Below are 9,370 nucleotides of genomic sequence, written 5' to 3'. Positions count from 1 at the left end.
TTGAAAACATGTTCATTAATTCAACTGCATCTTCAGGGTAAGTGTTCATAGCATAAAGTGCTACATATAATAGCGAGTGGAGTCAACTGCAAAATAATGGCGATTTAGCCGGTTTGTGGAGTAAACCGCATACCCAGGTTAATTTATTCTCATCATCAGTAAATACATTCAAGAAAAATCAATTTATACAACAATATTGTATAAATAAAAATTAACCTAATTACTGTTGACTTGTATATTCACCTAGAATACATAAAAAATGTTTAAACATTTAGATATCCTTTGAGAAGGTTCTCTTCTTATGGGCTGATTATCAACTTGATCGCCTTATTCCCGCGATCGTCAACGAGTCACTAGAGGTATTTGATAGATGAAAAAGTATGTAGTTTCCGCGCTGTTGTTTAGTAGCACGGTATTAGCTTCAGATAGTTATGCCAAGAACGCATTCCATGGTTGGACAGTCGGCATTGGAGCAGGGTACCAGCATCTCTCCTCTAGTGGAAATGGAACCGTTACATCAGGAAATGCCAATGAAACCGCAAAGTATCAACCCACAGCCAATGGCGTTGTTGGGGAAATTCAAGCTGGATTCAGCCGTGAGTCAGGAAAAATATACTATGCAGGAAATCTTTTTCTAAACACTTCTTCGTCGAAGGGCACGACGACCAAAGATCTGGAGGTAGGTGCAGTTGATACGGTGAACCAGGTGAAGTTGTCTCAAAAGTACAGTTTCGGAATTGTGGGGCATTTGGGCCGAAAGATATCCGAAAGTACAGCTTTATATGGCATTCTCGGAGTTAGTTATTCGAAGTATAGAGTGAAATATAGTGAGTCTGAAACTGAAGGCTCAGGTAGTCAAACGAAAGGTGTTGTTGGCTTCCCATTCGGCGTAGGTATTTCGAGAGCTGTTTCCAATTCGTTGAGCGTCTTCGGGGAAGGGACGTACACGATTAGCAAGTCTTTTACGACTAAAGATCTTCACGATGGGACTGAGGATTTCCAGGTCAAGATTGCACCAAGAACTCTCAACGTTCTTGCTGGCGTTAGATACACGTTTTAATTGATATATTAAACTAGGAGTTATTACTATGAAGGCTACAAAATCAGCTATTTTTTACACCTCTCTCTTTATGTCAACCGCAGTAGCACTGTTTCCTATTTCAGATGCCCATGCCGTTCATCCAATGATAAAATATTTTAAAGGGCTTAACGGAACTGATGAAGATAATTGGGCCCAGACTGAGCGAAAGTATGCAGCATCAGGTGCAGCACAGGTCAGAAAAGTCCTTAATGCTGCCAATATATTTCGTCCGGTGGTGGCTACCAGAGTGACAGCTGCTAAGGCTCTCTTTGAGGATGTTAAGGACAATGGTTTTCTACCAGCACATGTTGAGCAACTCGAAGACTTATTTGACAAGTTTTCTACTAGAGAAGATCAATGGGGTACTGTCCATGATTACGTCTCAGCGGCTTTAGAGGGCCAAGAAGACTTGAAAGGTCAGAATCTGCTAACTAAATTTGATAATGGTGTGGACATACATGGCCTTCCGCAACGTATGGGCGTAATATTTGGCACTGTTATCAGAGGTGAACAACTGCGTTTGTATCCTGCAGTAGCTGAAAACGCATTGCATGTGCTCAGTGAATTATTTGCATTAGTAGACCCGAACACCATAGGGAAAGCCCCAAAAACTTCAGATCAATATCCCTACTCGTCAGAGCTGTATCTCGCAGCAGAAGATTCCTTTGCTAAAGCGTATTTGCATGATTTCGCCGCTTTGCCAAAAAATGGTGGGGACGTGGACCTAAGGATATGGTCGGATACGGTTGTGGATGCTGCAGAAAGAGGCATAGCACAAGGAGTTGCTGATCGCTTAGGTGCAGCTTATAGAGAATTATTGGACTCTTCAGTAAGATTGACGAGTCAAGGTTTGTTCCAACTGGTTCGAGGCACTAGAACAGAATTGGGTGCAGAGTTCCTTGCTGACCTAGGAATTGTCCATGCCACTGGTGGGACCATATTTGACAGAGTTGTAGGCGAGGTTTTTGATGTGCTGGACCGTGATCCTGCCCAAGTTCGCAAGGGATATCAAACTACTCTGGGACTCATTGGTGCTTTGGGTGCTGGCGACGAAAAGAACGCAGCTGAAGCATTTGTAAGGGCAGTTGATGCTAAAATTAAAGTTAGAGTCAATGCCTACGAGGCTGACGTCAAAACTTCAATTGAAGGAGAGCCTGCTCAGAACATAGATCCAACCTTTGCTGCTGCTGATATGAAAAAAGTTGCTTGGTTGTTAGATGTTTCGGATGAGGATGGTAAAAAGCAATATATTGAGCGAGTTGTTGATGGATTACTCTATACCCCGCAAATTGTGGGCCATGATTTTGCCAACTTCTTCAAGGGCGTTGCAAGTACTGATCAATCTTCTCAGAGCTATCTTTCCGCGATGGCAAAAGTGTATGAAGAAGGCCGAACCGTAAGAATAGAAGATGCATTTACGTCATTGGGTGTTCGGACTGCTCAAAACGCCTACGATCTGAATGCAATCACTGCTGGTTTCCTACAACTGAAATTGTTAGAGAGTGCCTATGAACCTACAGCATTCGAACAAGTGTTTGCCGATTATATTCGTGTACTAAATTGGCATGGACTCGCAGATCACTATGACGATGGGACTGGCATCAGTGCCTTCGCAGCCTTTGAAAACCAAGAGTACGGTGAGTCAGTTTTCTATGATAGGGGTGTGACACTGCTCGAAGCGAGACTGCAGCAAAATGAAGACGATAAAGCAGCCTTTTTTACGGATTTGAAATCTGCAACTGCTGAAGAGCTTCCTGGAATCCTTGAACGAGAATATGATTTCCACCACAATACTCTACCAAGAGATGAGTACCTCAATCGCGGTGTAGTGATTACTCTTCAGTTGATGGATATTGACGGATTTGATAGCTTTGATACTCTGCAAAAGCTGTATCCAGCTGATGTAGATCTAGATGGGCAGCAAACAGGCTGGGCAGCTATTAGACAAGATAGTGCCATGGTTTGGGAAGAGGTTTCTCTCGCCAAGAGAATGGTTGCAATTTTAGACCAAGATAAAGGTAGTTTAGCAGGTGTGCTTCAGGCCTTCAGAGATTCTGAGGGTACAGAAAACAAAGATACCAAGTGGCATAGCAAAGATGTAATTAAACTATTTAATCAACGTCCGGATTGGGACAGTGTTAAAACTGACTATAACAATGCCTTTAACGATCATAACGAAAAATATGAATTTATACAACGTGTCCTCCTGCAAGCGTTCTCTCATCATGAGAGTAAGGTCAACCCAGTTGAAGAATAGGCTATAACAAAAGAAACATTGGCCGCAATCAACGTACTAGCTACGGCGGTTGCGGCCGCCTAACTATTAATATTTATACTTATAATAATAAATTATAACCCTTCAATATGTTGGGCCTGAGTACAAATTTTTCTGCTATTTTTCTACTGAATTTTTATTGAGGATAGTGATAATATGCAATTGCAAAGCTATTTTAAGATATTTTCTGTTTCATTATTGTTTTTTGCCTTTTTGTTTTCGTTCATGGATCATTCTCATGCTGTTCGGAGTCCTTTTGTAGATAAATATAATTCTACCAACGGAGATGACCAAGAACGCCTGGCAGAAACACTAAAGCGTTTTAGTCATCATGGGGAAAGTTTTGTTAGAGCAAAGCTCAAGCAAGGGGGGGTAGCGCTCCCGGCGAGTCCTGTTAAGAGCGTGCGCAGATCTACTGAAAGTGAGCGCGAAGATTGGAGCGATACTAGGACAAAGCTTTTCAGTCAGGGGCAGAATTGGGCTACAGACACGAAGGATGACCTAATGGAACGACTTCCTGATTATGTGACTCGTCGAAACGTTTTATCCTTTCTGATTGTTTTATTTTCTGCTACCGCTGTTGATTATTCATATTTTGGGCGCCTCTCTAGTCTTTTTGGTTTTTTTTTGAGCTTTTTCAGTCATCAGAAGGGGTAAGTCCATCGAGTCAGCATTTATGTACATCTGATCCTGAAGATGAAGAACTTTTTAGGAACACTTCCCAATTATTTGAATGGTTCTGTAATATAACACAATCGGGCCTGGATGAACCTTCGGGGGATGAAAATGGTCAACTTATACCCTATCCTTCTGATAATGATGACGAAGTATCTAACAGACACTTCCTAGCCAACCCCACCTGTCCAGCCGACTATGCGGCTTCATTTTTCTATTTCTTATATTGGATATTTAATTGGGATTATGAAGATTTCGAGTAAAAGTATTCTTCAAATAATTATCCCTTGCTCTTCACGCCCTCTAGGCGAATGGGCCCCGAGGTTTTCCCATGTACAAACTGAGAGACGTAAGGATTATCTGACTTTAGAAGATCTTTGGACGTGCCGGTCCAGATGATTTTGCCGCCATAAAGCATGGCGATGCGATCGGCAATGGTTTTGGCACTTTTGATGTCGTGGGTAATGCTTATGGCTGTGGCCCCCAAGTCTCTGACATTTTTGATAATAAGGTGGTCGATGACACTGCATAGGATGGGGTCAAGGCCTGTGGTGGGTTCGTCAAAAAATAAAACATCAAGACCACAACCGCCAATTCACATAGAACACTAAAAACAAAAACTTTATTGACTTCTACGTTTTATTTTAATACAGATTAAGTGTATTTAATTTGAGGGTTATTACAAATGAGATCTATGAAAAAAGCAATTTTCTACACATCGCTCTTTATGAGTACAGCGGTAGCAATTTTACCGGTATTAGATGCAGCCGCTATGAACTCCAGTTATTCGGACGAGGATAAAAGTGACTCTGAAGGGAGAGCAAATGCTCGAGTTGCAGCCTCAGAGGTGTTGGCTGAAGCGAGACCTTTGTTTGCCCAGGTTAAAGAAAGCGGGTTCGTTGGCGAGCACATGTCTAAAATTTTACACCTTGTGGGAAAGCACAGTCCAGAAGGGGGGAAGCATTGGACGTTCTTAGAAGAATATGTAGAAGCTGCATTGAAGGGTGGACACATAAATCTATCACGGCCAGTTGGTGATTTAATGGATCCTTTTAAAAATAATACTGCAGAGAAAGCAGTATGTGAAAAACTAGGTTTACTTCTTGATGTGAGGCGCAACTTAGCGCATCCAATTTTGGATGAAGATAGATTTGAGGGGCTTGTCGAAATATATTTTGCTCAGCAAGCTGAAGATTCCATGCCTGCATACTTTTATGACGAACTAGAAGCGGGAATTGTTGCGGCTTATACACGTTCTCCAGATGAATTGCCAATTCAAGATGGGAAGGTAGATTTTGGTCAATTTGTAACGGATCACTATACCGGATTAGTAACGGAAACTACTGCGCGTAACCTTGCTGACAGCTTAAGTCGGGATCTTCAACAGCTGCTAACGAATTGATAGCTGGGGAGTGAATACTGCTGCACGTGAACGGCCAGGCAGTCGAAGATGGCGAATTTCCCTTATCCCTTGCTCTTCACGCCCTCTAGGCGAATGGGCCCCGAGGTTTTCCCATGCACAAACTGAGAGACGTAAGGATTGTCTGATTTTAGAAGATCTTTGGACGTGCCGGTCCAGATGATTTTTCCCCCATAAAGCATGGCGATGCGATCGGCAATGGTCTTGGCGCTTTTAATATCATGGGTAATGCTAATGGCCGTGGCTCCTAGTTCTCGGACATTTTTGATAATAAGATGGTCGATGACGCTGCAGAGGATGGGGTCTAGACCTGTGGTGGGTTCGTCAAAAAAGAGAATGTCGGGGCTGGTTGCAATGGCGCGGGCCAATGAAACACGTTTTTGCATGCCGCCAGAGAGTTCTGCTGGCCATAAATCGGCAGCCGATTGGGGGAGGCCCACCATGGATAATGTCTTGAGGGCAATCTTTTTGGCCTCATCCTTTGGCAGTTTCATGCTGTGGACCAATCCGAATGCAATGTTTTGCCAGACTGGGAGGCTGTCAAAGAGAGCGCTGCCTTGAAAAAGCATGCCGATGTTTTTCATCACTTCCTTAGGGAGCACATTCCTATTTCTGGATGTCTCGACCCCATTAACGATGATTTGCCCGGTTGTCGGCTTTATAAGTCCCAATATGCATCGTAGAAGAACAGACTTGCCTGATCCGGAACCTCCCAATATTACGAGGGATTCTCCCTTTTTAATATCCAGAGAGAGGTTATTCAGAACCTTTTTGCCGTTGAAGCTCTTGGATAGATTTTTAATGCGGATGGCAAATTCACTCATGATGAAAATAAAATCGCTGTTAGGATGTAGTTGGAGATAAGGATCATGATAGAGGCCGATACAACGGCATTAGTTGTTGCCATGCCCACACCTTGGGCGCCGCCACGGGAATAAAAACCATAATAGCATCCGAAGAGGGAAATGAGCCCCCCAAAGACGCCTGCTTTGATAAGCCCAGAGATGACGTCTTCCGTTTCTAAATATTTATAGGTCTGATTTATATAGTTTGCGGAGTTAAAGCCTAGCTTATAGGTGGCCACCAAATACCCTCCAAACACACCAATGGCGTCGGCGGCCAGGACCAGGAGAGGCAACATGGTTATGCCGGCAATAATCCTGGGAGCTATGAGGTATTTGTATGGGTTGGTGGAGAGGGTAAAGAGAGCATCGACTTGCTCAGTTACACGCATGGTACCAATTTCTGCGGCAATGGCGGCACCAATGCGGCCTGCCACCATAAGTCCCGCCAGAACGGGGCCTAACTCTCGCGTCATGGAGAGAATAACAACGGTGGCCACGGAACCTTCGGCCGAAAAGCGCGAGAATCCCGTATAGCTTTGGAGCGCCAAAACCATACCGGTAAAGATGGCAGTTAGCCCAACCACTGGGAGAGACAAATATCCAATGTGGAAAAGCTGCTTAATAATTTGTTGTGGATAAAATGGGGGGCGCACAGAGTGTGAAATAGCCCGAAGGGTAAATAGAATAAAACGCCCCGTGGCGCTCAAAAACTTTAGAAAAAAATAGCCGATGGCTTGTAGAAATTGCATGGAGCGACCCTAGCACAGCTTTTGGTGTAGGCCAATATGGTTTTATGTGCTGAGAGGGGAGTGTCTTGGTGGGTTGAATTTTAACAAGTTTCTCTGCTCTGTGGATTTTTTCCAAGGATAACTTTCCTTGACTTGTCATATGTGCCTGTAGTAAAAGGTCTGCAATGGATTCAGTCAGTCCGCGAGTTTCGCGCACTGGCTTATTTTGTTAGGAATTTTTAGGAACGTTTATGTTTGAGTCTCTGTCCAAGCGTTTAGGTGATGCATTCGATAAGATGCGCCGTCGGGGTGCCTTGAGTGAAGCTGATGTGGATGCTGCTTTACGGGAAGTTCGTGTTGCGTTTTTGGAAGCGGACGTGGCTTTGCCAGTTGTTAAGGACTTTATCGCTCAGGTTAAAGAAAAAGCTGTTGGAGAAGACGTTCTCAAAAGTGTGACGCCGGCCCAAATGGTCATCAAGATTGTGAATGACCATTTGATTGAGATGCTGGGGAAAGAACCGGAAGCCCTCAACTTATCGGGCGTTCCTCCGGTTGTGGTGTTGATGGCAGGTCTTCAAGGATCCGGTAAAACAACGACCACGGCGAAGCTGGCCAAGTTTCTGACGGAAAAATCTCGTAAGAAAGTATTAATGGCGTCATTGGACGTATACCGTCCCGCTGCCCAAGAACAGTTGGCCATCCTGGGGCGCCAGATTGATGTGGAAACCGTTCCTATTGTGGAGGGCGAAGATCCTGTTACCATTACGAAACGAGCCCAGAAAATAGCGCGACAAGAAGGATATGATGTTCTTCTTTTGGATACGGCAGGTCGACTTCATATTGATGATAAGTTGATGGATGAAGTTAAGGCTGTCAAAGATCAATCTCAAGCCTTAGAGACGTTGCTGGTGGCTGATGCCATGACGGGGCAGGATGCTGCTAATGTGGCTAAGGTCTTTAACGAGCGTGTTGGTGTAACGGGTATTATATTAACGCGCGTCGATGGAGATGCACGCGGGGGTGCTGCCTTATCCATGCGTAGTGTCTCTGGGGCGCCGATCAAGTTTATGGGGCTTGGGGAAAAGATCCATCAAATGGAGACCTTTCATCCTGACCGTATTGCCCAGCGTATCTTGGGAATGGGCGATGTTGTTAGTCTTGTGGAAAAGGCGGCAGAGACCATTGATCAAGAAGAGGCCGATAAACTATCGGCCAAGATGCAAAAGGGTCAATTCGATTTAGGTGATATGGCTACACAGCTTAAGCAAGTGAGTAAAATGGGTGGCTTAAGTAGCCTCATGGGTTTTTTGCCAGGGGTGGATAAATTTAAGGACAAAATAGCCAAAGCTGGCGTAGATGATTCCCTCGTAAAGCGGCAAATTGCGATTATCCAGTCGATGACACGACGTGAGAAAAAATATCCAAAGATCCTAAATGCTTCCCGTAAAAAGCGCGTTGCTTCTGGGGCTGGGGTCACGGTTCAAGAGATCAATAAACTCTTAAAACAGTTTAAAGATATGTCCATGATGATGAAAAAGATGAACAAGCTTGGAAAGAAAGGCATGTTACGTCAAGGACTTAAGGGGCTTATGCCCAACAATGTTTAATTCGATGAAGTTTGTGAATTTTTTAAAGTAAGGAGAAAATATGGCACTTAAAATCAGACTCGCACGTGGTGGGACAAAAAAGCGTCCTTTCTACAGAATTGTTGTCGCTGAAGTTACGGCACCTCGAGATGGTCGTTTTATTGAAAAGTTGGGTACCTACAATCCCATGCTTCCCAAAGATAATGAAACCCGGATTGTCATGAATACGGATCGCATTAAGCATTGGCTTTCCGTGGGAGCAAAGCCAACGGATCGTGTCGCACGCTTTTTGGGTGAGGCTAAAGTTATTCCCATGCCTGAAATTCGCGAAACGCCTAAACAGTCTAAGCCACGGGCAAAAACTCTTGAGCGTTTAGCATCAGCTGATGAAGCTAAGGCCGCTAAAGCCGCTGAAGCAAAAGCAGCCAAAGAGGCAGCGGCAGCAGAAGCTGCGGCTCCAGCACCAGCCGAAGAAGCAAAAGCTGAGGAAGCTCCTGCTGAAGAGCCTAAGACAGATGCGAAAGCTGAAGAGTCTAAGACAGAAGCAAAAGCTGAAGAGCCTAAAGCAGAAGCTAAAGCCGAAGAGCCTAAAGCAGAAGCAAAGGCCGAAGAGCCTAAGGCAGAAGCAAAAGCTGAAGAGTCTAAGACAGAAGCAAAAGCTGAAGAGCCTAAAGCAGAAGCTAAAGCCGAAGAGCCTAAAGCAGAAGCAAAGGCCGAAGAGCCTAAGGCAGAAGCAAAAGCTGAAGAGTCTAAGACAGAA

Annotated in this window: 9 protein-coding genes; 6 read left to right on the top strand and 3 right to left on the bottom strand. The window is 44.3% G+C overall.

Going from position 1 to position 9,370, the window contains the following annotated elements; genetic code table 11:
• The first annotated feature begins 370 nt into the window (after window positions 1-370).
• From HOL16_05100 to HOL16_05090, 3 genes are all read left to right on the top strand, one after another.
• Window positions 371-1,060, top strand: a complete 690-nt coding sequence (locus tag HOL16_05100; GenBank protein MBT5390069.1) for a porin family protein — start codon at window positions 371-373, stop codon at window positions 1,058-1,060.
• Window positions 1,061-1,088: 28 nt separating this feature from the next.
• The gene (locus HOL16_05095) at window positions 1,089-3,338 is read left to right on the top strand and encodes a hypothetical protein (GenBank protein ID MBT5390068.1); all 2,250 of its coding nucleotides are present in this window, start codon (window positions 1,089-1,091) and stop codon (window positions 3,336-3,338) included.
• A 174-nt stretch (window positions 3,339-3,512) separates the two neighbouring features.
• Complete coding sequence (locus HOL16_05090; protein MBT5390067.1) at window positions 3,513-4,013, top strand: hypothetical protein; 501 nt, start codon at window positions 3,513-3,515, stop codon at window positions 4,011-4,013.
• 298 nt (window positions 4,014-4,311) lie between these two features.
• Here HOL16_05090 and HOL16_05085 read toward each other — a convergent pair whose 3' ends face one another.
• On the bottom strand, window positions 4,312-4,518 hold the full coding sequence (locus HOL16_05085; GenBank protein ID MBT5390066.1) for a hypothetical protein: 207 nt from the start codon (window positions 4,516-4,518) through the stop codon (window positions 4,312-4,314).
• Window positions 4,519-4,758: 240 nt separating this feature from the next.
• Here HOL16_05085 and HOL16_05080 point away from each other — a divergent pair, with 240 nt between their 5' ends.
• Complete coding sequence (locus tag HOL16_05080) at window positions 4,759-5,433, top strand: hypothetical protein (protein MBT5390065.1); 675 nt, start codon at window positions 4,759-4,761, stop codon at window positions 5,431-5,433.
• A gap of 62 nt (window positions 5,434-5,495) precedes the next feature.
• Here the strand turns inward: HOL16_05080 and HOL16_05075 are convergent, their stop codons facing one another.
• Entirely contained in the window at window positions 5,496-6,275 is a 780-nt protein-coding gene (locus tag HOL16_05075; protein MBT5390064.1) for an ATP-binding cassette domain-containing protein, read from the bottom strand.
• A complete protein-coding gene (locus tag HOL16_05070) occupies window positions 6,272-7,045 on the bottom strand; it encodes an ABC transporter permease (protein MBT5390063.1) in 774 nt (257 codons plus the stop codon). Before HOL16_05070 ends, HOL16_05075 begins: the two co-directional genes overlap by 4 nt.
• Before the next feature lie 230 nt (window positions 7,046-7,275).
• Between HOL16_05070 and ffh the strand changes: the two genes are divergently transcribed.
• Window positions 7,276-8,631, top strand: coding sequence for a signal recognition particle protein (gene ffh, locus HOL16_05065; GenBank protein MBT5390062.1), 1,356 nt, complete (start codon window positions 7,276-7,278; stop codon window positions 8,629-8,631).
• A gap of 40 nt (window positions 8,632-8,671) precedes the next feature.
• A partial coding sequence (rpsP, locus tag HOL16_05060; GenBank protein MBT5390061.1) for a 30S ribosomal protein S16 occupies window positions 8,672-9,370 on the top strand: 699 nt, incomplete at its 3' end.

The sequence above is a fragment of the Alphaproteobacteria bacterium genome (genome assembly GCA_018662925.1).
In the GTDB taxonomy this organism is placed as follows: Bacteria; Pseudomonadota; Alphaproteobacteria; order 16-39-46; family JABJFC01; genus JABJFC01.
The sequence above is the reverse complement of the archived record's forward strand: the minus strand, read 5'-3'. Positions and strand labels throughout refer to the sequence as shown.

What these genes read in the sequence shown, in the direction of transcription:
- HOL16_05100 (MBT5390069.1), top strand. Translation starts at nt 371, where the DNA reads ATGAAAAAGTATGTAGTTTCCGCGCTGTTGTTTAGTAGCACGGTATTA.
- HOL16_05095 (MBT5390068.1), top strand. Translation starts at nt 1,089, where the DNA reads ATGAAGGCTACAAAATCAGCTATTTTTTACACCTCTCTCTTTATGTCA.
- HOL16_05090 (MBT5390067.1), top strand. Translation starts at nt 3,513, where the DNA reads ATGCAATTGCAAAGCTATTTTAAGATATTTTCTGTTTCATTATTGTTT.
- HOL16_05080 (MBT5390065.1), top strand. Translation starts at nt 4,759, where the DNA reads ATGAGTACAGCGGTAGCAATTTTACCGGTATTAGATGCAGCCGCTATG.
- HOL16_05075 (MBT5390064.1), bottom strand. Translation starts at nt 6,275, where the DNA reads ATGAGTGAATTTGCCATCCGCATTAAAAATCTATCCAAGAGCTTCAAC.
- HOL16_05070 (MBT5390063.1), bottom strand. Translation starts at nt 7,045, where the DNA reads ATGCAATTTCTACAAGCCATCGGCTATTTTTTTCTAAAGTTTTTGAGC.
- ffh (MBT5390062.1), top strand. Translation starts at nt 7,276, where the DNA reads ATGTTTGAGTCTCTGTCCAAGCGTTTAGGTGATGCATTCGATAAGATG.